Source organism: Pseudoalteromonas sp. JC3, assembly GCF_030291895.1.
GTDB lineage: Bacteria > Pseudomonadota > Gammaproteobacteria > Enterobacterales > Alteromonadaceae > Pseudoalteromonas.
The window spans coordinates 2,580,142-2,603,940 of record NZ_CP127855.1 but is presented as its reverse complement, the minus strand read 5'-3'; the positions used below and the strand labels follow the sequence as shown (position 1 = coordinate 2,603,940).

Sequence of the window (23,799 nt, the reverse complement as noted above, 5' to 3'; positions counted from 1 at the left end):
AAATACTTAAGAGAACCTTATGCTTTACTCTTTTAATCGATAAATTTGCTCCTGATAGGCCAAATTACTAAATAATACATGAGATAGTGCTTTTTCTTTAAAATCAATGGTGTGCACTGTATTCAGCAATGGTTTTTGCATCTTAGTCGCCGTGTCATATTGCCAATAACTCACTTTGTTGCCTGGCATCAAAATGGCGGCTTTGTCATCTTCAATGTAGGCAAAATTATCGTAATATTGCATCATCGCTCTTTGCACTGGATATTGTTTGGTTAAGTCAAAACCAAGCATAGGCGTTGGGCGTTCAACCCCTATTAAAGAAAGCAAAGTGACAGGTAAATCAATTTGACTGACCAATCTTTTATCTTGTTTCTGATTAAAGTCTGAATTCAAAATAACGGCTGGAATATGAAAAGACTTAATAGGGACGGGCTCGGATCCATACACCCTGACATCATGATCTGCAACGACTAAAAAGATAGTATCTTGCCAATAACGACTTTGCTTGGCCTTATCAATAAACTTTCCGAGTGCATAGTCGGCGTACTTGATAGCGAGATCTCGCGCAGGTTTATCACTTTTATGATTTGTTGGTAACATTACTTTTCCGTCAGGAATTTCAAACGGGTCGTGATTGCTAGATGTAAAGATCAAACTAAAAAATGGCTTTTCTTCTTCACTCAGCTGAGTTAGTTCTTTATCCGCTTGATTAAACAGATCTTCGTCGCTGGCGCCCCAAGACGCAACAAATTCTGGGTTTTCAATATCATCAAAGTCAACGATACGTTGAAAGCCATTTCCTAAGAAGAAGCTTTTCATGTTATCGAAGTGGCTTTCGCCACCGTAAATAAACTGTGTGGTATAGTTTTCTTTGGCTAAAATATCCGCCAACGTACAAAACTGTTGCTGAGACTTTGAAAGCTTAACGACGGAGCGTGATGGTGAGGGTATAAAGCCGGTGATCACGGCTTCAATTCCGCGAACCGAACGGGTGCCCGTTGCGTAGAGGTTCTCCAGCCCCCAGCCTTCTTGATACAGTTTATCTAACTCTGGGGTTAGGTTTGCTCCCCCTAGCGAGCTTACAAAACGTGCGCCTAAGCTTTCCTCTAAGATAATCACTAAGTTTTTCTTTTTGCCCTGATGATATGCCGGATTAGTGGCTAGGGTAGGAAGTGTATTTGAGATAAAACCTTGTTTGTAACTTGCTTTTCTTACTGTATCAAAAACCTTTTCTTTGGATAGCGAACCATAAAGCGCACTGGCACTTCTTTCGCTGCCCATATTTTTTGCTGCGAACGCAACACTATAAGCTGAGTTGATGGTCAGCGAATTAACCAATGCATCTTGTGAGAAATAGACGGTAGCAGGGTTAAGTGGTCTATGACCCAGAGTGCCTCTTGCTAATAGCGCTAAACAGATAAGACTACAAAAAGTAGAGATAGCCATATTCCGCTTTGATGGCGCATCGTTGCTAATGCGAGGAAAATATCTCAAGGTGGTTATTAAAGCCAACGTACATAAAAGTAGGGTCAATATCACTGTGCCCAAGTGACCACTCAACAACATTGAAATGACTTCTTTGGGGTAAATCAGATATTCAATAAATAAACGGTTTGGTCTGATGTCGTATTGCAAAATAAATGCAGGAGTTGCAGCTTCGAGTAGTAGGACAAATACAATACCCAACGCAATATACCCCGTTACTAGCGCAGTAAGTAAAGGCTTCAGTGGCTTGGGCATAAAATAGTGCGTGACCATTAACAATAAGAGTGGTATCGCGAGATATGCGATAGTACTCAAATCAACTCGTAGGCCTGATATCACAAAGGTTAAAGGATCAGAGCCTGCCATTCTCTCTAACATCCAAGTCGATAGCCCTAAACGGCTAAGCGTCAAAATCATCAACAAGGAAAGGAAAAACACCATGAAAGGTTGTGCATAAGGAGTTGAAAAGTGTACTTTGTTCATAGAATGTTAAGAATAGTTGCATTTATCACAAGACTATCCGACGAAACTTAAGAAAAGCTTAGGAAATCCTTCGGAATTGATGAAAGTTGAAGTTCTCTTTAGCGAATCTTAAGTTTGAGCAACTAAGCTATGTGATATTAAGCACTAGCCAAAGGTTTATTTATGAATGTGTTACTGATTGAAGATTCTGAGTCCTTGCGTCGCAGCTTAACCTTAGGGCTCTCTAAACTGGGTTTTACGGTAGATGATTCGGCGGATGGTTCTAGCGGTTTGAGTATGGCGCTGATGGATCACTATGATGTAATTATTTTAGATATTATGTTGCCCAGTTTGGATGGCATAAGTGTGCTTAAAGCGCTAAGACAGCAGAAGAATGACACTCGAGTGTTGGTGTTGTCAGCAAAGTCACAACCTGAAGACCGAGTGCTGGGTTTATTAAGTGGTGCAGACGACTATCTCGCCAAGCCCTTTTCGTTTGATGAGCTGCATGCACGGCTATTAACGCTAATGAGAAGAGGGGCATTTAAACAAGATGGTGATGAAATCGTGCATGGCTTTTTGACCATTGACTTGCAGCTAAAGTCGGCGTTAATTGCAGGGCAGCAAATAGACTTAACACCCAATGAGTATAAAATTTTGGAATGTTTGTTTACTAATCAAAATAAGATTATTACACCAGAAAAATTAAGCACTTATATTACCGGCAATTTCGATAGCGTGTCGAAAAATGCCATCGAAGCTCACCTTTCTTCGCTACGTAAAAAGGTCAAAGCGCTGGGTCAATGCTTGCCAGTTAAAACTAAACGCGGGTTTGGATATTATGTTGAGCAACTACCATGAAGTCGATCCGAGGGAACTTAGTTAGCACATTATCAATTACCATCACAGGTGTTGTAGTCGCCATTTTACTCGCTACAGATTTGGCTGTGGACTCTTGGATTGACTCACAATTCGACAAAGCGATGCATACAAAAGTTGGCATGCTGATGACGTTAGTCTCTGAAGATGAAGATCATCTTGAACTGCACTTTTCCGGTGAGTTTTTACCTGAATTTACTGGCAATATCGAGCCCGAATATTATCAAATCTGGTTGAACGACCGAGTTTTTGCACGCTCTGACAGCTTAGATCTTTTTTCGCAACACGAGTTACCTTATTTGTCGTTATCACTTGGCGAGAGCAAAGTGGTAAATGAAACCCTGCCAGATGGTCGTGCGGGACGGATCATATATACCCGTTTTATTCCGCAGATCCATACCCTAAAAGGGGAAAAAAAATCTTTTGACGACGAACTTGTTATTGCCTATGCGGCCTCGTCGGAGGGATTGGACTTTATTCTTTGGCTCATTGATATCGTTTTTATCGTGACTATTGTATGTGTTGTGGTGTTTATTCGTGTATTTGTGCGCAAAACGGTCGATGTTGGTCTCGCGCCGTTGAATAGCATGAACGCTCAGATAGCCAAACTAAATTTCTCTAAAGATTCAGACACCATAATATTAGAAAAGCCTGTCTCTGAGCTATTACCCGTTGAGCAAAGCCTAAACCGTTTTATTGTTGAAAACAGACAATTGTACTTGCGAGAAAAGCGCCTAACCTCAGATATTTCGCATGAATTAAAAACGCCCATTACGGAGCTTATTAATTTGGCGGAAGTTATTTCACGCTTCCCGGAAGACAATGAACTGGCGGATGACTTTGTGCCAGAAGTATTAAGAATAAGTCAGCGGATGAAAAACATCGTCACCAACGTCATGTTGTTACATAAATACGAGCAGATAAAGCTACCTAAAGACGATGTTGTTGATGTATTGCAAGTCATCAACCGTTCGATTGGTGAGATAGCATTTGATAATGTTGAGATTCAGACAACTTGCTCCGAATGTCCAATTCAGACCAACTTAATGGCAGTCGAGAGCATCATTGGTAACTTACTGAAAAATGCCAAGCGCCACCGAGTACTGGGTTCTGAAGCACTTATCGTTGTTGAAAAGGGGGCGACAAATGGGATAAATGTTCGAGTGAGCAATCAGGTTTCCGGCGAGCTCGAAAACGTGAATTTAGCACAATTATTTGAACCACTATGGCAAAGCGACCAATCGAGAAGCGCGAATGATTGCTTTGGCTTGGGCTTGCCTATTGCTAGGGCCTTTGCTGAAGCCATTGACGCGGAACTCACTGTTGCGTTGGAAGCGAGCACCATCACCTTTACATTTACCCTTTGAAGCGCTATTTAAAAGCGAGTTTCCACTGATAAACCAAGTTCCCAGCTGTCAACTTCAGGGTAGTTACTTAATGGTTTAGTAAAGTCTATATGCACTACGTTTTCATTACTTGAACGGGCGGAATATAAACGAACTCCGAGCCCTACACTACCTAGCATTTTATTGCTTATATTAGGATGTTGTATATTCCCGGATGCTTTTCCCAGATCAACAAAGCCAACGAATCCTAAATCAACAAGCTGATAAATATTAATGTTAGGGTACATACGGAGCTCGAATGAAGATTTGACCGTTTGCGTACCTTGTTGATAGCTTTGTGGGAAGCCACGGATCCCTTCTTCTCCACCGAGTGCAAGAGGACGCTCGGCAAATTCCTTGTTTTGCCACGCAGCAATGGCATCAGCATAAAAAGCAAAACTATCGCTCCAGCGATAATTTACCTTTGCAGCGAGAGTAGACCATACTCTATCACCTTGCTGCGTGCCGATTTGGGCATTGGTTGATGCTTTAAATCGGTATAAGACATCATCATTAAATAGCCATGCTTTATTGGCTGAAAACTCCCAAATTGAGCCAACTCCATCCGCTTCGGTATCAATACCTGTTTTGGCCGCAAGTGACCATCCGAGGTTGAAATCTTCACTGTGATTGATTAAGTCTACGTCCTGCAGCACGATATAATTATCTTCGATATATTGAAGACTTATCCAAGGCGCTAACAATTTGAAGTCATAAAGGTTATCCCTTATGGCTAAGTTTGGCTCGTCATAGCTGACATCTTGGTAATCGACACCAGCTATCCACCTAAGTGTGGTGGTGTTGGTTTGCTGCCCTAAACGGCCATAAGCAAACTGCGCAGATGTACCATTATATCGAAACTGACTTTCTGTTTGACCGTTATGATAGATAGAAGTCGTTTGGTCTTGTGCATTAATATAAGCTCTATATAACAAAGAGCTGGAGCGCTGATAGAAAGGTTGATAAATGTCAGTCATAAATATTTGACCGTCATCATAATCATCTGCTTGCACCGTTATCATGGCATGTGGTTGCCATGGCGCAGGCATTTGCAACACGGTATGGTAACCGGAACGTTCATGGTCAGATTTGTATTTTACGGATGCCCTAACGCCATACCCTAACAAGTTTTCCTCTTTAAACCCCAAACTTAACTTATTGTTTCCACTACTTCGGCCAAAGTTTACACTGGGCAGCAAACTCCAGGTGTCCCACGTTTGCACTGATATTTTCTGTGGCTCGGCACTGCTGCATGGGTTGGCATAGTTAATTTTCGCCTCTCTGATGTATTTTTTAGCACGCAAGATCCGCTCAGCCTCTAAAATATCGGCCTCGCTGACTAGGTCACCAGCCTGAAAAGGGAGTTGAGAAGCGATAGTCGCATCTCGGGTTTCTATATGCAGCCAGTTTACGAAGTCATGGAAAGAGGTCGTTTCTGGGTCGTCCGGATTAAAAATAGGGTTTGAGTTTATTTCGATAGACTCAATCTTGATGTTTTTCTCTTGACTTGCTTTATCCGTCTGTCGCGCCATTTTGTTACTATGTTCAGCGTTATTATTGCAAAGGGAGTCGATGCTAAATGGGTCACCAGCAAACGCAGGAGTGATTGAAGTGACTAACACGAATACCGCAACGGTTTTGGCTGGCATATATGCTCCAACTGAAAAATATCAAGCTACGTTGAAAACATATATGCCAATACTTAAGAAAGGCTTAAGAAAAATTAAAGAATGAGTTAATCGCCAATGTATGCGAATTTTTCATGATTAATTTTTACCTCTTCGAGCAGAGTTTACAGTTCCCCGGTAAATAAGCGTCGATGCGTTTTTCGTGCATACTCATCAGACATGCCACCAAGATAGTCCGCTAACACGCGCATTTGCTGCGTTTCATCGGTTGCTTGCTGGTACAATGTTTGGGTTGTATACGGCAACAATCGCATCGGGTCACTGGCAAAAACTTCAAATAAATCAATAAGCAGGTTTTGACCACTAAACTCAATTTGCTGCATTTTAGGTTCACGAATTAATCTTTGATATACGAACACTTTTAATACTTGCAGGATTTCCTGAAATTCGGGTGCCATCTCAACGGTAAAATGAAGTAGGGCGGAGTCAAAATCTGAGTCTTGAACGCTGAGTTTACAATGCACAATAAACAGGTTGACGAGTTCACCTATGGTATCTTTTCGATTAGATTCATCTTCTGAAAATAAACTCTCGCTTACGCGCGGTAAGTTTTGCTTTAACCAAGGTGAGTCTAACTTTTGCAATTCAGGCAGAGCAAAATCATGCCATGCTGCCTCGTTAAGGGTCTCGGTAGCTATCGCATCTTCTAAATCATGAACTGCATAGGCGATATCATCGGCATATTCCATAATGGCGCAATCTAACGATTTAAACTTTGTCTTGCGACGGAAGGTGTCTTTTACCTCGGTTTCTTGCAGCTTTATTTGGTCGTTTTGAGAAAATGGCGAGAGGATCCAATCAAATACCGATTGGTCGCATTGATAAATGCCTTTTGCAGGCAGCCAATCACTGGACAATATGTATTTTCGACTTTGTGTTTGCGTTGGTTGGTGATACCAAAGTGTGTCGATTAATGCAGGATATTTAATAAAACCTAGTAAGGTACGGCGTGTTAAATTCATGCCATAACCTTTAGTGTACGGTTCCAATTTGGTGACAATGCGCAAGGTTTGGGCGTTTCCTTCAAACCCTCCGTGATCACGCATAAGGTAATTAAGCGCGATTTCTCCGCCATGGCCAAAAGGCGGGTGACCGATATCATGCGCTAGGCACAAAGTTTCAATAAGACTTGTCGAAGGAAAGTGTTCAAATTCAGGGTGTTGTTTTCTTAAATGGCGTAGTAGACCGCTGCCTATTTGCGATACTTCCAAAGAGTGTGTTAGGCGAGTCCGATAAAAGTCGTTGACGCCGATTGCCATAATTTGGGTTTTGGCTTGCAAGCGCCTAAAAGCCGCGGCATGTATGATCCTAGAACGATCTATTTGCCATGCTGAGCGATTGTCGTTAGGGCGGTTTTTTTGCTGCGATAGCAGACGCTGCTGCCAAGCGTTAGACGTCATACTTCTGTTCCTTTTTCTTTATACCTTAAATTCGTCTAAACTATGTACGATAACTGAACGAAAATTCGCGTTTAATTGCGGCTTTTGATATTATCAGCCGCTATTTTTGAATACTGTTATTTTGGCGCAATTTATCAACGCTCTATCAAACTATAGTAACAGAATAAAACTGTTATTGAGCGGGCTTGAGAAAAGTTCTTAGAGACTTAGGGAAAGAGACTCCGTTTCCAGAACAACGCCACTGCGAGGAGAAGTATGCAAGCTAAACTGATTAAACTCATTGTTGCCCTAGTGACCATTTGGGCGTTAATTTATCCTTTTATCCAAGATGAAAGTTCTCAAGATTCTACTTTAGATCAAGAGGGTACGGGTGCAGAGGTTGTACCTAAGGTGCCCGAAAAGCCACTCCATAGCGTAAAACTACCTAATTTTGCAGCCATTCGTGATATCAAGGAGAAGAAAACGGCATTTTTCGACTTTATTAAACCGCACGTAGAAGCCGAAAATAAACAGATCTTAGAGCAGCGGGCAACACTTGAAATCGCCCTAATGATGCTGCAATTTGATGAAACCCTGACACGCAAACAAATAGAAAAGGTTGCATTGATTTTCACAAAGTATGATTTAAAAGGTGAAGCCATCAATGAATCTTCGCTTAAACGTGCATTACGCCGCGTGGATATTATTCCTAAAGAGCTGGCGTTGATGCAGGCCGCTAATGAATCTGCTTGGGGTACGTCACGATTTGCGCGAATTGGGTTAAACTTTTTTGGTCAATGGTGTTACACCAAAGGCTGCGGTATGGTGCCGAAACGGCGAGAAGATGCGGCCGATCACGAAGTTAGAGCCTTTCAGTCGGTAAGAGGCGCGGTCAAATCGTACTTTAGGAATATCAATACTAATGATGCATACAAAGACTTGCGCGCGGTACGAGCAGAGCTGCGAGCTCAAAAAGCACCGATTGACGCTACAGTATTAACAAGTGGCCTTTTGAGTTATTCAGAGCGTGGTGAAGACTACGTAAATGAACTTAACGATATGATAAGGCATAACCGAGCGTATTTTGATGAAGAATAAGATTGTACTTGTCCTGATAATGACACTTTGGAGTGCGATAGCGTCCGCTAAAACGGTCACCTTTGCATACGACAGCTTTTACGACAGACTGAAAGTGGTAAATAAAGGCGAGTTTGAGTTTGCACGTGTGGGATTTTACCTTGTCGATACACTTAGCATGCAGGCGTGTAAAATCACGGCGGGTAATATTGTGACCGAGGAAGCGAGCTTTCCATTGTCGTACACCGATGAAGCGCAATTATTGCTACCATTTGACAAAGAATTGGACAAAGACAAAGCTAAAGTGGTAATTGAAACGAAGGGCGAAAGCTCGGACTGCCAGCTAAAAATGCAGATTGAGGCCGAGTTATTTAATACGAGATCTCTAAGCAAGTCTGACCTTTATAAAATGCAACAGGAGTTTGAAGAGTTGCTGGCTGATCTATCAGGTTTCTTTATTAAAAACTTGTTGTCATTTTTGCTGCCTGAGCAACAGGGAGTCATCGTGACCTTTGGCAGAAGTCAAAACGTCACAGATGCTACAGTGAAGTGTGAGTCGCAAGTCTGTCGAATCAGTGTCCCGAAGGCGTGGTCAAACGACAATACTCACTTTGCCGACTCTGCAAATGTGAAGTCAGTGCAACCTTGGTTGGCATTATAGTTAAGTAGTTACAACATGATCATTGACGTCTTTAAACTTTAGGCTAAGAAACCGCTCTTATTCAGTAAAGATTTTAGGCGTCTTATCAACTTTTTGAAGCTGTTTGTAAAACGCTTCTCCTCCCTCTAATCCCAATTTAAACAATAATTCATACTGATAAATAACGATATTCTTTCGTCGCGAATTTCTGCTATTAGACCCCCAAAATGGAAACTTAATGTTAAATAAATGCATTGTTAAAGTTGCTTTGGTATGCTAATAATGGCTGGATTATTAAAAAAACTACAGTGTAATTATTAACTTAAGGGGAAACAGGATGACCTATAAATTACCACTCAGTGCGCTCTCAATTGCCGTATTAATCGGCATGAATCAACAAGTTAAGGCGGAAGAGACGACGCAAGTTGAACGTATTGAAGTGACAGGCTCTCACATTAAAAGAACAGACTTAGAAGGTCCGTCACCAATTCAAAGCTTGTCAGCTGCTGACCTAGCTTCAACGGGATCTACCGACCTTATTGGGGCGTTACAAAAGCTGCCTGTGTCGGGTACTGGTACTTTTAGTACACAAGGTAACTCCAGCGATGACACCGCAAATGGCGGTTCAAGTGTTGCATTAAGGGGATTAGGAGCATCATCTACGCTTGTTCTTATTAATGGTCGTCGTGTTGCCGTGAGCCCGTTTGCAAAAGATATAGAAACATCATTTGTGGACTTAAATACCATTCCTGTTTCATCAGTTAAACGTATTGATATTTTAAAAGACGGTGCTTCTGCAACTTATGGTTCTGATGCGGTCGCAGGGGTTATTAATATTATTTTACGTGACGATATAGACGGTTTCGAGGTCGCCGGTAAATTATCTAACACCGCCGATGGTGGGGCTGAAGAACAGAACTTTACTCTTCTTTGGGGATCGTCAACGCAAAATGGCCATCATAATTTCTCACTCGATTATTTCAAACGCGGTCACCTAACTTATGCCGATCGTGACTACACAGCTTCTGCTGATCAACGTTTTCGCGGTGGTAACAATTCATTAAGCTCTGCAGGTATTCCCGGCAGCGTTGAGGTGATGAGAAGCATGCTAACAGACGAACAGTGGGCAGGATTACCAGTCGTTCGTGTTGAAGATGATGGCACTCAGGTAAGGCAGACTATCTTTACGGACGTATGGGGGAATGACAAATGCGACCCTGCTTTAGATATTGGTGATATCTGTCGCTACGATTATGCACCGTACATGACTGCTATTCCGTCGACGGAACGTATTAGCTTTAACTACAATGGCGTACAAGAAATCATCGATGGTATTGAAGGTTTTGCCGAAATCTCGGCGCAGCACTCTTCAACCTTCATTCAAGGTGCAGGTAGCCCGAGCTTTACAGAACTATTTATGGATGGTGATAACCCAAACCACCCATTATTTAACGATCCAGACCACTTCTTACATGGTGTAGATATTTCAATGCGTCGTCGAACGGTTGATATCGGCAACCGTAAAAAAGATGTCGATTCAGAATACTATCGTGCTGTCCTTGGAGCACGTGGTGAGTGGAACGCGTGGTCTTGGGAAGTTGCGTACTCTGCTATTCGTTCAAGTGCAGTTGAAAAAGGCTTTGATGGTTTCCCTAACAAGCTAAGAGCGCAGCAAGCGATTGATGAAGGTTTATGGAACCCATTTGAACCAAGCACTAATACAGAAGCCGGTTTGGCGTTTTTTGAAACTACCACTACGCGTTATGGTGCATCAACCATGCAGTCACTAGATGGTACTATCTCGGGCGAATTATTTGAATTGGAAGCCGGCTACGTTGCCGCAGCGTTTGGTTTTGAACATCGCTACGAGAAAATTGAAGATAACCCGGATAGTCAATACATCAGAGGCGAAATCTTTGGTACAGAAGCAACGCAAGCTAACGGAGATCGCGATAATACTGCGATATTCGCAGAATTTAGCGTACCAGTGCTAGATACACTAGAGCTACAATTAGCTTTGCGTTATGAAGACTATAGCGACTTTGGAACTACAACAGATCCAAAAGTAGCATTCCGTTGGTCACCGCTTGATAGTTTAGTGGTTCGTGGTTCTTGGGGGACAGCATTCAGAGCGCCTTCTCTTGTTCAGCTACATCTTGGTAGAACAGACGAATCACCAAGCGTGATAGACCGTGAACGTTGTCGCCAAACAGGTGCTGATGATGATTGTAGCCCGTATGAATACACTGCGATTGTGTCCGGTAACAAAAACCTACAACCAGAAGAGTCAGAAAACTACAATTTAGGTGTAGTGTGGCAAGCAACTGATGACTTTAGTATCGGTGTAGATTACTGGAATTATGATCAGGAAGATCTCATCAAGAAAATTGGAGCACAGAAGCTAGTTGATTGTTGTGGTACCGATCCTAATCTGGTAGTTCGTGCGCCTAATCAAGGTAGCACACTTGGTCGTATTCTCACCATTAACGACACCTTTGTTAACATTGGTGGTCGTGAAACAGACGGTTTCGATGTTAACTTAGCCTATGCATTAACTACTCGTGAAATGGGTGAGTTTAAGTTCAATTACAACTTAACTTACGCGCTTAACTTTGAAGAACAGTCGTTTGAAAGTGATGAACAAGGTAACACATTCAATGTTGCTGAAGATCTCAATGGAGAGTATCAGCATCCACAGTTCCGCTGGACAGCGGGTATGGACTGGGCTAAAAACGATTGGCTTGCAAATATCAGCGTAAACTATGTTGATTCTTATAAAGATCTTGCTGACAGTGATGGCAATAAATATGAGATTGATTCATGGACTACTGTAGATACAAGTGTCAGTTATATTGGCGTAGAAAAGCTGACAGTAACACTAGGTGCATCTAACTTGTTCAATGAAGAAGCGCCTCTAGCGCCTTCAGAGTCAATGGGGATTGACAATAAAACGCACAGTATCCTTGGTCGTCAAGCATATGTGAAGTTTGCATACCAATTCTAATACGTTAACGTTTATTAAGATGACAGCCGCGCTTTATAGCGCGGTTTTTTCTTATACCAATTCGCTTAATTAAGTGGTCTATTTTGAGGTGAGGAAATTTTGTCAATAACCCCGCTACCGCGTCCTGCTATCGCCAAGGTACCTACATCCGTGTAGGCAAGGCGAAAATTTTGCTATTTAGTTGTTCTAAATGAGAAATTTTTAACGCCGTTAGCGTCAGATTTGCTCCTTCAAATTGAGCAAGTATTAAGACTAATTGGTATTATCCACAACAGTGTATTTGTTGCACAGGACTTAGCCTGAGCAAATGTCTAGATAAGTGTTCTATCTTTGAGATGAGAGAGGATTACCGATAACTTCACGTCCAAATCCTGCTATAACTAAAGCACTCACATGCATAGGCATGGAGAACCTTCTGCTTAATCTTATTCTGTACCTAGGAAAAGTGACAATGAAGAAAAGGGTATGGATAGCTGATATGTCGCAGAGAGGAGTATTGAGTTGACTAGTTGAGGAGAATAACGCAGCTATTTATAGTTAGCTGCGTTATTGATATTTACGCTTTTGCTTTAGAAGTGGTTTCTTCTAGTTCTTTTGCTGCATCAGGGTCGTTGAAAACATCGATATCAAATTCGTTTTCAGATTTGGCCACAGCACAAGTTACCATACAGTCACCTGTTACGTTAACTGCTGTTCTTGTCATATCTAATAGTCTGTCTACACCAATGATAAGCGCGATACCTTCAACAGGCAATCCAACTTGGTTAAGCACCATTGCAAGCATGATCAAGCCAACACCAGGCACGCCTGCCGTACCAACTGAGGCAAGAGTCGCAGTCAAGATAACCATGAGATAGTCATTGATGGTGAGGTCTACGCCAAATACCTGAGCGATGAAGACCGTTGCAACACCTTGCATGATAGCCGTGCCATCCATATTAATGGTTGCACCCAGAGGGATCGTAAAAGAGGCAACTGAGTTATGCGCACCTAGTTTCTTAGTAGCGGTCTCTAGTGTTACGGGCATAGTTGCACTTGAGCTTGACGTACTAAAGGCAAACATACATGCGTCTTTCATCTTCTTTAGGAAGATAAAAGGGCTCAAGCCTGTTAACAGCTTGAATAAAATTGAATAGTTAATGAATGCATGAATTAGCAGAGCTGCCAACACTACCATAAAGTATTTGCCGAGCTCGGCGATTAACCCCATGTCGATCGTTGTAAACAACTTAGCCATTAAACAAAATACGCCATATGGAGCGACATTCATCAATAAAGTGACTAGCTTAAGCACCACTGTATTTAGGTCTTCAAATACAGTTGCTAGGCGAGCACCAGCATCGCCGCTGAGCGCCATAGCGATGCCAAATAGTAGCGCAAAGACGATGATTTGAAGCATGTTACCGTTGGCCATCGCGTCAATTGGATTGGTCGGGAACATGTTGATTATGACTTGCACAAGTGTCGGCGCTTGCTTTGCGTCAAATGACGCGCTGTTTGGAATTTCAACGCCACCACCCGGTGCAATAAGTAGTGCGAGCGTAATCGCTACCGTGATTGCGATTGCTGTTGTAATGAGATACAAACCAATGGACTTACCACCCAAGCGGCCCAATTTTTTTGGGTCACTAAGGCTACATGTGCCACATACAAGGGAAATAAACACTAAAGGAACAACAAGCATTTTTAAGCTTGCAATGAAGATCTGCCCACCGATGTGGAATAAACCGTCAACGAAGAAACCCTTAATGGGGAGGTCAAAGAGACCTAAAGGAATAAGTATTTCTTTATTCTTACCTAGGATGGCTTGAAGGGTGAGGCCTAGTACAACCCCCAACACCATGCCTATCATAATGCGCGCCGTTAGGCCCATTTTTTTATTTTCTGACATTGCCCTAACACTATGTATCTTAAAACTGCTAAAGCTTAACAGGCTTGGCGCAGATGAACAGCATTTCACGACAGAAAATCTACCTAATCTAATAAAAAATTGTGATTTTATCGATAAAATTGGGTTACTATTGAACAATAATAAAATTAACTTAGCTAGGGAGATAGGTAAATGCCCTTGATGCGCTATTTTAGCATACTGATGCTAGCATTCTTACTGACCGCGTGCGGTGGCGGCGGCAGTATTCAAAAAGATACAGATAATGGTGATGGTAGCGATGGTACCTATGCGATTACGCTCGCTGGAGAAGGTGGCGCTAATAGCGTGTCATCCGATACTCCTTTGAAAGTAACCGCTACGTTGACGAAAAATGGTAGTGCGTTAGCAAACAGTCGAGTGGTTTTTGAAAGCGATGATTTTGCAACCATGGAGCCGAGTTCTGGTTCAGTTTTAACTAATGACGCGGGTGAAGCAACAATTACGTTACAAGCGACCAACGTTGTTGGTGCGGGTCGTCTTACCGCTACTTATACAAATGGCAGCAATACAGTCTCACAAACGTTTGATTTTACCTCTCAAGGTGGTGGTGATGACGGTAATGTAACCGCGTCAGCGAAACTTGAGGTTATGTTGTTAAGTAAGTGCCCAGCGGGCTGGGATGATAACCGCGATCAGGCTATGATAGATCCTATAGCTGCTGGATGTAGTCGTGTTAATCGAGTGTCGTCAAACGAGACAGCTGAGATCTTCATTAAAATGACATCCAGCCAGACTGGTGATGGCATTGCAAATGTGCTTATTGGTGCAGAAACAACGCTAGGGACAATCTCTCCAGACACAGCATTGACGGATACTTTTGGTATCGCAATTTTGAATCTTAAACCTGGAAACCAAGGTGGTGCAGGTACTGTCACAGTAAATTCGCCTAATTATGTGGATGTAACTAAGTCAATCAACTTTAGTGTTGGTGTTGCTCAGCTAAATGTCACGGTTGATAATGGTTTAGTTGATAGCAGTGGTGTACAGCAAAAACTTTCAGCTGGTGGCAGTACGGTTATCACCGTGACACTAAGAGATCAGAATGGGGTATTAATCAACAGTGCAGTTGCTGTTGCATTTAGCTCGGCATGTGCCTCGGCAACTCCCGCGTTGGCGGAATTAGATGAAACGGTAAATACCTCCAATGGTATTGCCCGCTCGACATACCGTGCTAAAGGTTGTCAAGGTGAAGATAGGATTTCTGTTACTATCCAAAACGGCAGCTCTCCAATAAATCAAGAAACGATTATTGAAGTGGATAGTGCACTTGCACAAGCGGTACAATTTTTACCTGAGGAAGATGGGTTTAATCAGTTTATTGCTTTACCCCCTGGCGAAGGCGGTTTACCAACCCAATCTGTTGTGAGCTTTAAACTGGTAGATGAAGACAACCTTGCAATTCCACGAGCACGAGTCGACTTTAGATTGTCTGATGAGCAAGGCCTTGCCTCAATTACGCAAATTACGGGAAACACCAATGCAAATGGTATTGTAAGAACAACGGTTAAGTCTGGCATTGTACCTGGCCCGCTTGTTGTTAGTGCATGTTATATCCCAGAAGAATCTTACGTGAATTTACCTGAGGGTGATGCGATTACTTGTTGGACGGATATCGCCAAAGCATGTAATGATGCAGATGCATCAAACGACGACGCTCGCTGTCCTACGGGAGTTATGCACACAATCCCATTAAGTGAGCAAATTTTTAGCGTCTCATCACAGCTTATTTTGAGTTCTGGCGTTACTGATCAAGATACCTTTGACGCGGCTCCAGATATAATTAATTCAAATTCATACAGTTACAGCGGAGTCACAACAAATATCACGTTGTTCTTTGGTGATCAATTCAATCACTTCAATGCCGATGGTGTAGCGGCAACCGTCATCGCAGAAGCTGGAGCTATCGGTAGTTTAGAATCACCTGATACCTATGATTGCAGAACAAATAAGGCAACCTGTTCGGTGGTGTGGCGTAGCCAAGGTGAGCGTCCATTTTCTGACCCTAAATGGGGCAATAGGATCAATGATATTGCGCCAAGAAAAAAAGGTACGGTTGCGAACATTCCTGAAAACTGGAATTGTGATCCTTATTTTAATAGACCAGCACCTTGTATCAATGGATTAAAGCGTCAAAAAAATGCGCCTAGCACAGGAACTGATCCCTATGCTGATGAGCGAGTCGTAATGGGTGGCAGGGTAGGCGTACTTGCATTTGTTAAAGGTCAAGAAAGCTATAGAGACGAAGAGTCCAGTGATGGTGTTCAGCGTAGAAATGGTTTGTTTGATGTTGGTGAATATCGCCAGGAGTTTGATCTCACAGAAGCTATTTTGGATACCAATGAAAACGGACGGTTTGACAAAGAAGATTGTGACGCGTCACCAACTACCGGTCCTTGCACACCGGTGAATACGAAAAATGGTGGCCATGATGATTGGTGGATAGACGCAAATAACAATGGCATCTTTGATTATGACGCTAATGGTGATGGTGTTCCAGGAGATGGTAAATATAACGGCTTACTTTGCTCTGAGGCTGCTTTAGCGCAAAATCAGTGTAACCGTGAGTTGGTTAACGTCTTTAGAAATTTTGAACTAATTATGTCTGACGACACTGCTTATGTACGATTCGCAGTTAGAAAATCGGATGCACAAAGTATGGGACTGGCAGCAAATCAACTTGATCAATGCCAAGACGTTACTCGCGTTGACAATGGAAATACTGTAGTTATCTTAGACCTTGAAGAATCCGATGACGCTCAATATTGTGATGTTCAAACAATCAATTTATCTGCTCCTGAGATAGATGACGATACAATTGACGATCAAATAAGTAACGTTAGAGTTTCTATCTTCGTCACGGATATTAACGGTAATCCCTTACCTGCGAAAACAGAAGTAGAAATAGCAACCACCAATGGTGAACTTGCATCTGGAACTCAAACCGAAGTATTAGGAAATACAGGAACCGATAAACCATTGGTCTATTCTGCATTTCTGACTCGTGAAACCGAGCCTAATAATAAAACTTTGGGTGAGTTGACGATTAAGTTTACTTTTAAAGGATTAGGTGATGACGATGATGGTTTGGTTCAAAGTGTACCATTAACCGTCATTGACGCTGGATAAAATGATAAATGCCAACTTTCGGGTTGGCATTTTTGTTTCTATTCCTTTATATTCCCGTGCCTTAACCTTATATATATGAATGCGTCCCTAAATTGGCTGAATATTGTACACAAATTGGATAATAATTCGGTGATCAGGGAAAAGTTAGTATTTTTAGCTTGTAACAATAGGTGTTTGTAGATATACCTATAAGTAATTTAACGCCCAAGTAAGGGCAAAACATCAGACAGAATCGGTCAAAAATAGGCAGCTATGGGCAAATCGCTAGTAATTGTAGAGTCTCCCGCGAAGGCAAAAACAATCAATAAATACCTCGGCAAGGATTACATTGTTAAATCCAGTGTAGGTCATGTTCGAGATCTTCCTACCTCAGGGGCAGGTAAAACGAAAGGCTTGGCAACTAAGTCGCCAGCTGAAGTACGTAAAATGTCACCTGAAGAAAAAGCGCAATATAAAAAGCAAAAAGATTATGCAAATTTAGTTGCGAGGATGGGGATTGATCCTGAGAAGGGTTGGGAACCGCATTACGAAATTTTGCCGGGTAAAGAAAAAGTAGTTCAAGAACTACAAAAGCTTGCTGAAGATGCTGACCATATCTATCTCGCAACCGATTTGGATAGAGAAGGGGAGGCCATTGCTTGGCACCTTGAGCAGATTATCGGTGGCGATGAGAGCAAGTATAAGCGTGTGGTCTTTAACGAGATCACCAAAAACGCGATAACTCAAGCGTTTGAGGCACCTGGCGACCTTAACACCGACATGGTATATGCGCAGCAGGCAAGACGATTCCTTGACCGTGTTGTTGGCTTTATGGTGTCCCCGCTGCTTTGGCAAAAAGTAGCAAGAGGGTTATCGGCAGGTCGTGTACAATCTGTTGCTGTGAGATTACTTGTTGAACGAGAGCGTGAGATTAAAGCGTTTATTCCAGAAGAGTTTTGGGATATTCACGCTGATGTTAAAGCAACAAAAGATGATATTCGCCTAGCGGTTACTAAGTTTAAAGGCGAAGCATTTAAGCCAGTAAATAAAGCGCAAGCTGATACAGCCGTACAAGTGCTTGAAAACAGTGCTTACGAAGTAGTCAAGGTTGAAGAAAAGCCAAGTAAGAGTAAGCCAAGTGCACCATTTATTACCTCGACAATGCAGCAAGCGGCAAGTACTCGTTTAGGCTATGGCGTAAAGAAAACCATGATGTTAGCGCAGCGTCTATACGAGGCGGGTTACATCACCTATATGCGTACAGACTCGACGAATTTATCAAATGACGCGTTAGAAATGTGTCGTGGCTATATCGATAGTGAATTTGGTAGTAAGTATTTACCAGAAGCACCGCTGCGTTATTCCGCAAAAGGCAACGCACAAGAAGCGCACGAGGCAATTCGTCCTTCTGATGTGACAATCTTATCCGGTCATTTAGACGGCGTAGAGGCAGATGCTAAGAAGCTCTATGAGCTTATTTGGCGTCAGTTTGTGGCGTGTCAAATGATGCCAGCAGAGTACGACCTAACGACGCTGACCGTCGCCGCGGAAGATTACACATTAAAAGCGAAAGGGCGTGTGCTACGTTTTGATGGTTGGACACGTGTACAACCGGCAGTCCGTAAGAAGAATGAAGAAGAGCAGGCGCTTCCAAGTGTTTCAGTTGGCGATAAGCTTGATCTTATTGCGATTGATCCTAAACAGCACTTTACTAAACCACCAGCACGTTTCAGCGAAGCAAGCTTAGTTAAGGAATTAGAAAAGCGTGGTATTGGTCGTCCATCTACCTATGCTGCTATCATTTCGACGATTCAGGACCGTGGTTATGTCCGAGTTGAAAACCGCCGTTTTTACGCTGAAAAAATGGGCGAGATCGTTACTGACAGACTCGTTGAGAATTTTAACGATTTAATGGACTTTGACTTTACCGCCAAAATGGAAGGTCGCCTTGATGATATCGCAGAAGGTGAACGCTTATGGACGCAGGTACTTGATAAGTTTTACGCCGACTTTTCTAACCAGCTAGAAATTGCAGCTGGTGATGAAAGTGAAGGCGGCATGCGACAAAATGTGATGGTCGAAACAGACATAGATTGTCCTACATGTTCACGTAAGATGGGTATTCGTACTGCTTCTACTGGGGTATTCCTTGGCTGTACAGGCTATAACTTACCGCCAAAAGAGCGCTGTACTACGACAATTAATCTCGTGTCAGGTGATGAAGCAGTTGCCGCGGATGCGGATGAAGAGGCGGAAGCTGAATCACTTCGTCATATGAAACGTTGCCCAATTTGCGAAACAGCAATGGATTCATATCTTATTGATGAAACGAAAAAACTCCATGTATGCGGTAATAATCCTGCATGTAAGGGCTATGTCATTGAGACAGGTGCATTTAAGATCAAGGGCTACGATGGACCACTGATTGAGTGTGACAAGTGTGGCTCGGATATGCAGCTTAAATCCGGCCGTTTTGGTAAGTATTTTGGTTGTACGAATGAAGATTGTAAAAATACACGTAAACTATTGAAAAACGGTGAAGCTGCGCCACCGAAAGAAGATCCAGTTCCGCTACCGGAACTAGAATGCGAAAAATCGGACGCGCATTTTGTGCTTCGAGATGGCGCTTCAGGTATTTTCTTAGCGGCGCACACATTCCCGAAGTCACGTGAAACACGTGCTCCTAAGGTATCTGAGCTAAAACGCTTTAGAGATAGAATTTCACCTAAATTCTATTATCTGGCTGATGCGCCTGAGCAAGACTCGGATGGTAATCCTGCGATTGTTCGTTACTCTAGAAAAACCAAGACACAATATGTGATGACAGAAGTGGATGGTAAAGCGACGGGTTGGAAAGCGACGTATAGTAATGGTAAATGGGTAGAAGAAGAGAAAACTACCAAGAAAAAGAAAGCTTAACAGCTAGCCAAACATCGATAAGCGTCTTCGGATGCTATGGATATTTTGTCCAAAATGTTATTAAAAACAAAAGGCCGTTCAACGTATTGAGCGGCCTTTTCATCATGAATGCCATCACTTAATTAAGCGAACTGGTATTATACCAATTACACTAATTCTCCAAGCAATTTGAAGGGTGAAATAACTCATTTACTTAAAACAAATGGTGTTATTTAATGTTTACGTCTTTGACTTTTTGATAGCCAGTTGCCTCTAGCTCGTCGTTAACGCAATTCAAAACATATTTTTTCATCTCAGATGCTTGTACATCATCATCTTTTGCCCAATCAAGGCACATTTGAGTTAACTCTTGAACCAAATCTGCAGGCGCGACTGGTAGCTCTTCATCCGCTTGTACTTGTACACAAGCAAAAAGAGATAGAGCGATGATTAATGATGAAACTAAGGTTTTCATTCGTGTTACCTGTTAGTTGAAAGAACAAGCATGTTTTAAAGCAAAATTTAAAATAAGGAAAACGAATTAATTTTCTCCTTAAGAGCAGAAAATTGATTCAAATTTACATTAATAAATGGTGAGAAATACAAGCGTTGATGCTACATTCAAAGGTTAAGTAAAACTAACTAAACATGGTGAAAATCAAAAACATGGAGCAAGAAACTAAGTCGGCGAATGAGCAATTTAATCGTTATGAATATCTCTTAGAAAGAACCTTATTTAAAGGAAGATGGCTGTTAGCGCCTTTCTTTGTTGGCCTACTGCTCGCGATTGTGTTGTTGTTACTTAAGTTCTTTAAACAGCTTTATGTGATGACCATCAGTGCGCTTACGGCGACAAACCAAGAGTTACTCATTGGTATCTTAACATTGGTTGATACGGCTTTACTGGCCGGGTTGTTGATCATTATTATTTTTAGTGGCTACGAGAATTTCGTTTCTAAGCTCAATGTTGAGCCCCAAGAAGATAAGCCGACTTGGATGGGAAAGGTTGGCTTCTCGGGCCTTAAAATCAAATTGATCAGTGCCATCGTAGCAATATCTGCGGTAGAACTACTCAAAGTCTTTATCCATTCTCAAGACTTAACCAGTGAGCAGCTTGCTTGGAAAGTAGGCATACATATTACTTTCGTGATCTCTGGGGTGTTGTTTTCGGTTACCGACTTTATTAATAGTCGAACCCACTCCCATTAAATATAGCGGATAAAAAGAGTGATAATCGACTTATGCTCACTATCACTCTTTTATTCTTATTAGCACAGTCTTTGGTTCGTGCTACGCCTATATGAGCAACATCTTGGATCCGAGCACGTCTTAGTCAAACTTTCTATTACTGTAAAGGAGCAATGAAGTGGCTACCACAACATAGCCCAATAACAGATATAGAGTGGCAACTGAGTGTTCGTGATTTAACAGGTAAGATTTAAACGCACTATGTAAAATGATTACGAACATGCACGAAAGTGACAACGTAAGGGCGCTCGTTATGATGCTCCCTAGTGCAACGCAAAGAATAAATCCTGCAACCGAGCCGATAAATATCATAAGGTAGAAAACCACAGTCTCAAATGTGGTAAGGAAGCTGCAAACCAGCAGTACTGTAAGTTGAAACAAAGATAAGCAAAAGCCAAGCTTAACTGCTGCAACGTGATAGGCCTGTTTAATTGATTTTAGGCTTGAATAGACAGGTAATAGATAGAGCTGGTCCCATGTCATTTTTGTTTGTAGTTTGGACCAACAGACAAAAATAGCGACCATCAAAACAAGCATATCGGTAAAGCCAGTGATAAATTGAATTGTGACTCCAAAAAAGCCGACTGCCACAATGGCTAAAAGCCCTGAGAGAAAAAATATTTGACAAGTTTGTATCAACAGGTTGCCTGAAAAATAGCTCATCGGCATAAAAAATTGCCTAAACCGCTGAGTGAGGAAATCAGGGGTAAAGGTATTACTCGGGAGCCAGCCAGTCTGTATATTATTTATGTAGGTTTGATATGCCAAATGATGCCATTGACAGTTATTATTTCGTGTAATCAGCAGATAAACTGCCACTAATATGAAGGGAATGGCGAGTAGTGCTAAAACTTGTGGAGTATCGCCAAAAAACATAGCGAGCATGAGTACGAGCATGAAAACGTAGCTATTATGTTTGAAATAAAAGCTATTTCGAATACATAATAAAAAGAAACTACCACCAAAACTCGTTGCAAACAACATGGCATAGGCAACTTCTGGCGCGGGGCGGTTGAAAAGAGCGAGTGCATTGAACATGTAGCCAACGACTAGTATTACAAGTCCTTGTAAGTATACGTGCCGTTTAATTGCAGGGAATAGTAATGCGCTTTCCTGTGCTTGTAATTTCACTAACTGCCAGCAAAAAGCCATCCATAAGGCGCTGATAGCAAAGACCAAGCTAAATGTTTGTATGTTTTGCTCTTCTATTAAGGTTAATAATGGTGTAGCAATAGAAGCTAAGATCCCCGGAATGAAAAAATTTGCAGAGCCACACTCTCGTAACCAAAAGCCGGAAAACCCTGTCCACCAATTGCGCCGAGTTAACGTGCTCATGTGTGTAGCTCCACAAAAAGTTGTTCAAGGTTGCTATGGCTTTGCTGTAGGCCCGTTGGCCAATTTGAGCCGTCTTGAGCTTGGTAAATACTAAAACGTTCAGATTGGTGAAGCAGCTCTGCTGATGGAAGGTTGTTTGTAAGGTGATGCGGAACAAGTCTAATCTGTTCCTTCAGTGTATCTAGTTCGCCAGTAACCAATACCTTACCATCTTTAATTATAGCAATATGACTCGCGACGCGCTCAACGTCAGATGTAATATGCGAGGAGAAAAGTACACCAGAGCCGGACTCAAGCGCTAGCTCAAATAAGTCCGACATAAATTCTCGGCGTGCGATGGGGTCGAGATTTGAAACAGGCTCGTCAAGGATCAGTAACTTAGGTCGATACGACATCGCCATTATCAGCGCTAAGCTTTGTTGCTGACCAACTGAAAGGTTACTTACTAGCTTGTTTTCATCTAACTCGAAGCGAGAAAGCCACTCTTGTTCTAGCGTGTTATCCCAATTTTGATAAAAGCTGCGGTGCAGTGCGAGGGCGTCTTTGACTTTAAAACCTTGATAACCACAGGGTTGCTGTGGCACATAGCCAATTTGGCTCTTGCATGTAGGACTCAGCTCTAGATTGCTGCTGTTGAGGCAGCTAACTTCACCACTATTTTGTTCGATTAGTCCAAGTGCAATTCGCAGTAGCGTAGTTTTACCTGCACCGTTTCGTCCCAGTAGACCCATAACCATACCAGGTTCAATAGTAAGGTTTATGTTTTCAAGAACAGACTTGTCGGAAAATTGTTTATGGATTTTGGTGAATTGTAGTAGTGGGCTTGTCATTATTCTTGTCCCCAGTTTTTATCTATCAATGATATCAACTCAACCTTGGTGATCCCAAGTTGTTTCGCATCATTAATTAAAATATCTAGGTTTTTGTTGAGCAGACTATCGGTCTGTTGTGTGGTTGGCTGTTGTGCTACTCGTGTCGGCTGACCGCGTCTTCGTTCAAGCCAACCTTGATCGACAAGTTGCCCGATTGCTCGAGAGACAGTCATCGGATTTACCGAGAAATGTTCAGCTAGCTTTCTTACAGAAGGTAGCTCTTCTCCGGCTTGTGCTTTACCTGACACAATTAAACGCACTACCTGATCAAATAGCTGCTTATAAATCGGCTCTGCGCTGTTGGGGTTGACATGAATAAGATCTAGCATTACTCTAATTCTACTGTATTAATACAATAATACACTGATACACTCACTTAAAGTTAGCATACTGACCGTGAGTCAACAAGGAA

At 42.2% G+C, this 23,799-nt stretch carries 16 protein-coding genes; 8 read left to right on the top strand and 8 right to left on the bottom strand.

Annotated features, from left to right (window positions below; genetic code table 11):
• Positions 1 to 24: 24 nt before the first annotated feature.
• Positions 25 to 1,968 (bottom strand): LTA synthase family protein, encoded by a 1,944-nt coding sequence (locus tag QSH61_RS10890; protein WP_227387051.1) that lies wholly within the window; start codon positions 1,966 to 1,968, stop codon positions 25 to 27.
• A 162-nt stretch (positions 1,969 to 2,130) separates the two neighbouring features.
• Between QSH61_RS10890 and QSH61_RS10885 the strand changes: the two genes are divergently transcribed.
• The gene (locus tag QSH61_RS10885) at positions 2,131 to 2,808 is read left to right on the top strand and encodes a response regulator transcription factor (RefSeq protein WP_174168717.1); all 678 of its coding nucleotides are present in this window, start codon (positions 2,131 to 2,133) and stop codon (positions 2,806 to 2,808) included.
• Complete coding sequence (locus tag QSH61_RS10880; protein ID WP_010605033.1) at positions 2,805 to 4,193, top strand: histidine kinase dimerization/phospho-acceptor domain-containing protein; 1,389 nt, start codon at positions 2,805 to 2,807, stop codon at positions 4,191 to 4,193. Before QSH61_RS10885 ends, QSH61_RS10880 begins: the two co-directional genes overlap by 4 nt.
• 8 nt (positions 4,194 to 4,201) lie before the next feature.
• On the opposite strand, the gene QSH61_RS10875 is transcribed toward QSH61_RS10880, so the two are convergent.
• Together QSH61_RS10875 and QSH61_RS10870 are read right to left on the bottom strand one after the other, a co-directional pair.
• Positions 4,202 to 5,860: a BamA/TamA family outer membrane protein gene (locus QSH61_RS10875; protein WP_206470964.1), complete on the bottom strand. Its 1,659-nt coding sequence runs from the start codon at positions 5,858 to 5,860 to the stop codon at positions 4,202 to 4,204.
• Between the two features lie 143 nt (positions 5,861 to 6,003).
• Entirely contained in the window at positions 6,004 to 7,299 is a 1,296-nt protein-coding gene (locus tag QSH61_RS10870; RefSeq protein ID WP_174168719.1) for an anti-phage deoxyguanosine triphosphatase, read from the bottom strand.
• A gap of 255 nt (positions 7,300 to 7,554) precedes the next feature.
• Between QSH61_RS10870 and QSH61_RS10865 the strand changes: the two genes are divergently transcribed.
• The 3 genes from QSH61_RS10865 to QSH61_RS10855 all read left to right on the top strand — a co-directional run bounded on the left by QSH61_RS10865 (position 7,555) and on the right by QSH61_RS10855 (position 11,999).
• Entirely contained in the window at positions 7,555 to 8,376 is an 822-nt protein-coding gene (locus QSH61_RS10865; RefSeq protein WP_174168720.1) for a glucosaminidase domain-containing protein, read from the top strand.
• Positions 8,366 to 9,016, top strand: coding sequence for a DUF2987 domain-containing protein (locus QSH61_RS10860; protein WP_010605029.1), 651 nt, complete (start codon positions 8,366 to 8,368; stop codon positions 9,014 to 9,016). The genes QSH61_RS10865 and QSH61_RS10860 overlap by 11 nt, the downstream gene beginning before the upstream one ends.
• 316 nt (positions 9,017 to 9,332) lie before the next feature.
• Entirely contained in the window at positions 9,333 to 11,999 is a 2,667-nt protein-coding gene (locus QSH61_RS10855) for a TonB-dependent receptor plug domain-containing protein (protein ID WP_174168721.1), read from the top strand.
• Positions 12,000 to 12,555: 556 nt separating this feature from the next.
• Here QSH61_RS10855 and QSH61_RS10850 read toward each other — a convergent pair.
• A complete protein-coding gene (locus QSH61_RS10850; protein WP_206470963.1) occupies positions 12,556 to 13,890 on the bottom strand; it encodes a dicarboxylate/amino acid:cation symporter in 1,335 nt (444 codons plus the stop codon).
• Between the two features lie 201 nt (positions 13,891 to 14,091).
• On the opposite strand from QSH61_RS10850, the gene QSH61_RS10845 reads away from it, so the two are divergent.
• Together QSH61_RS10845 and topA are read left to right on the top strand one after the other, a co-directional pair.
• A complete protein-coding gene (locus tag QSH61_RS10845) occupies positions 14,092 to 17,055 on the top strand; it encodes a hypothetical protein (RefSeq protein ID WP_502935073.1) in 2,964 nt (987 codons plus the stop codon).
• 252 nt (positions 17,056 to 17,307) lie between these two features.
• A complete protein-coding gene (gene topA, locus QSH61_RS10840; protein ID WP_010373951.1) occupies positions 17,308 to 19,953 on the top strand; it encodes a type I DNA topoisomerase in 2,646 nt (881 codons plus the stop codon).
• A gap of 208 nt (positions 19,954 to 20,161) precedes the next feature.
• Here topA and QSH61_RS10835 read toward each other — a convergent pair whose 3' ends face one another.
• Positions 20,162 to 20,407: a hypothetical protein gene (locus QSH61_RS10835; protein WP_010605025.1), complete on the bottom strand. Its 246-nt coding sequence runs from the start codon at positions 20,405 to 20,407 to the stop codon at positions 20,162 to 20,164.
• A 173-nt stretch (positions 20,408 to 20,580) separates the two neighbouring features.
• On the opposite strand from QSH61_RS10835, the gene QSH61_RS10830 reads away from it, so the two are divergent.
• Positions 20,581 to 21,141, top strand: a complete 561-nt coding sequence (locus QSH61_RS10830; RefSeq protein ID WP_010605024.1) for a TIGR00645 family protein — start codon at positions 20,581 to 20,583, stop codon at positions 21,139 to 21,141.
• A 120-nt stretch (positions 21,142 to 21,261) separates the two neighbouring features.
• Here QSH61_RS10830 and QSH61_RS10825 read toward each other — a convergent pair whose 3' ends face one another.
• The 3 genes from QSH61_RS10825 to QSH61_RS10815 are packed head-to-tail and all read right to left on the bottom strand — an operon-like array spanning position 21,262 to position 23,716.
• Positions 21,262 to 22,515 (bottom strand): hypothetical protein, encoded by a 1,254-nt coding sequence (locus QSH61_RS10825; RefSeq protein WP_010605023.1) that lies wholly within the window; start codon positions 22,513 to 22,515, stop codon positions 21,262 to 21,264.
• Entirely contained in the window at positions 22,512 to 23,345 is an 834-nt protein-coding gene (locus QSH61_RS10820) for an ABC transporter ATP-binding protein (RefSeq protein WP_010605022.1), read from the bottom strand. The genes QSH61_RS10825 and QSH61_RS10820 overlap by 4 nt, the downstream gene beginning before the upstream one ends.
• Positions 23,345 to 23,716 carry a GntR family transcriptional regulator gene (locus QSH61_RS10815; RefSeq protein ID WP_010605021.1) on the bottom strand — a complete coding sequence of 124 codons (372 nt, stop codon included), beginning with the start codon at positions 23,714 to 23,716 and terminating at the stop codon, positions 23,345 to 23,347. The genes QSH61_RS10820 and QSH61_RS10815 overlap by 1 nt, the downstream gene beginning before the upstream one ends.
• Positions 23,717 to 23,799: the final 83 nt, after the last annotated feature.

Bases quoted from the DNA above. Each gene is read 5' to 3' on its own strand.
- QSH61_RS10890 (WP_227387051.1), bottom strand. From the start codon at position 1,968: ATGAACAAAGTACACTTTTCAACTCCTTATGCACAACCTTTCATGGTG.
- QSH61_RS10885 (WP_174168717.1), top strand. From the start codon at position 2,131: ATGAATGTGTTACTGATTGAAGATTCTGAGTCCTTGCGTCGCAGCTTA.
- QSH61_RS10880 (WP_010605033.1), top strand. From the start codon at position 2,805: ATGAAGTCGATCCGAGGGAACTTAGTTAGCACATTATCAATTACCATC.
- QSH61_RS10875 (WP_206470964.1), bottom strand. From the start codon at position 5,860: ATGCCAGCCAAAACCGTTGCGGTATTCGTGTTAGTCACTTCAATCACT.
- QSH61_RS10870 (WP_174168719.1), bottom strand. From the start codon at position 7,299: ATGACGTCTAACGCTTGGCAGCAGCGTCTGCTATCGCAGCAAAAAAAC.
- QSH61_RS10865 (WP_174168720.1), top strand. From the start codon at position 7,555: ATGCAAGCTAAACTGATTAAACTCATTGTTGCCCTAGTGACCATTTGG.
- QSH61_RS10860 (WP_010605029.1), top strand. From the start codon at position 8,366: ATGAAGAATAAGATTGTACTTGTCCTGATAATGACACTTTGGAGTGCG.
- QSH61_RS10855 (WP_174168721.1), top strand. From the start codon at position 9,333: ATGACCTATAAATTACCACTCAGTGCGCTCTCAATTGCCGTATTAATC.
- QSH61_RS10850 (WP_206470963.1), bottom strand. From the start codon at position 13,890: ATGTCAGAAAATAAAAAAATGGGCCTAACGGCGCGCATTATGATAGGC.
- QSH61_RS10845 (WP_502935073.1), top strand. From the start codon at position 14,092: ATGCTAGCATTCTTACTGACCGCGTGCGGTGGCGGCGGCAGTATTCAA.
- topA (WP_010373951.1), top strand. From the start codon at position 17,308: ATGGGCAAATCGCTAGTAATTGTAGAGTCTCCCGCGAAGGCAAAAACA.
- QSH61_RS10835 (WP_010605025.1), bottom strand. From the start codon at position 20,407: ATGAAAACCTTAGTTTCATCATTAATCATCGCTCTATCTCTTTTTGCT.
- QSH61_RS10830 (WP_010605024.1), top strand. From the start codon at position 20,581: ATGGTGAAAATCAAAAACATGGAGCAAGAAACTAAGTCGGCGAATGAG.
- QSH61_RS10825 (WP_010605023.1), bottom strand. From the start codon at position 22,515: ATGAGCACGTTAACTCGGCGCAATTGGTGGACAGGGTTTTCCGGCTTT.
- QSH61_RS10820 (WP_010605022.1), bottom strand. From the start codon at position 23,345: ATGACAAGCCCACTACTACAATTCACCAAAATCCATAAACAATTTTCC.
- QSH61_RS10815 (WP_010605021.1), bottom strand. From the start codon at position 23,716: ATGCTAGATCTTATTCATGTCAACCCCAACAGCGCAGAGCCGATTTAT.